Origin of the sequence: Mycobacterium scrofulaceum, from assembly GCF_001667885.1 — a bacterium.
Classification (GTDB): domain Bacteria; phylum Actinomycetota; class Actinomycetes; order Mycobacteriales; family Mycobacteriaceae; genus Mycobacterium; species Mycobacterium scrofulaceum_C.
Map to the genome: position 1 here is coordinate 1 of NZ_LZJW01000169.1, position 1120 is coordinate 1120.

1 protein-coding gene is annotated in these 1120 nt (G+C 69.6%); it reads right to left on the reverse strand.

The genetic code is table 11. The features are described from left to right. Positions 1-1120, reverse strand: a 1120-nt coding sequence (locus A5681_RS23660; protein WP_231996403.1) for a condensation domain-containing protein, incomplete at both ends; no start/stop codon positions are given.

A 1120-nucleotide genomic window follows, 5' to 3' on the forward strand; every position in this document is an offset into this window, starting at 1 on the left:
AGGATGTCGTGGATGCCGGTGTGGAAGGCCGCCGGGGCGTCGGTGAGCAACACCTGGGTGGTCTCGGCGTCCAGGGTGGCCGTCAGGTGTCCGGCGCTGGTAAAGGTGTCGCTGGGCCGCGGTGGGGGCAGCGCGGCCGGGATGCCGCTGATGTGTCGCCAGGTGTCGGCCTGTGCGGTGACGGCCGGGGTGTGGGCGTGCTCGTCGAGCAGCGCGGCCCACCGCTGGAATGAGGTGCCGGTTTGGGGCAGGGTGATCGGCTGTCCGTGGTGGTACTGGGCCCACGCGATGTTGAAGTCCTCCAACAGGATCCGCCACGACACCGCATCCACGGCCAGATGATGAACGATCACCACCAGCTGGCCGGTAGTGGAAACCCACAGCGCGCTGAGCATCACGCCACCGCCGGGGTCGAGCCGGGACCTGGCCTGGCCGAGGACATCATCGGTCAGCGCGTCGACGGTGTGCAGGCACTGAGCGCCGTCGACCGCCCCGGGCCCGGGAACGGCCAGGGACCGCGCGCTCGTATCGGCCCGTGCCCGCAGCATCGGGTGGCGGTCGAGCAGCGCTTGCAGCACGGCGAGCACCTCGGCGTGCGTTGCGCTCGGCGGTGCGTGCAGGACCATGGTTTGGTTGAACTGGTCGATCGGGCCGTCAATGTCGAACAGCCAGTGCATGATTGGCACGGGCTTGACGGGCCCGATCCCTTCGTCGGTGATCCGTTCATGACCGTCGGTGATGCCAGGGATGCGGGCCAGCCGGGCAACGGTCTGCTCGACGATGATGTCACGCGGACGGCAGGCCAACCCGGCCGCGCGGGCCCTGGCGACTACTTGCATCGACAGGATGCTGTCGCCGCCGAGGTCGAAGAAGGAGTCGTCGACGCCGACTCGCTCCACTCCGAGGATCTCGGCGTAGATGGCGGCCAGGACTTCCTCGACGGGGGTGGTCGGGGCGCGGTAGTGGTCGAGGTTTAGGTAGTCGGGTGCAGGCAGGGCGCGGGTGTCGAGTTTGCCGTTGACCGTGATCGGCAGGGTATCGATCGCGACGATCGCGGCGGGCACCATGAAGCCGGGCAGCCGGTCGGCCAGCGCGGCGCGCAGCGCGGCGGGCTCGGCGG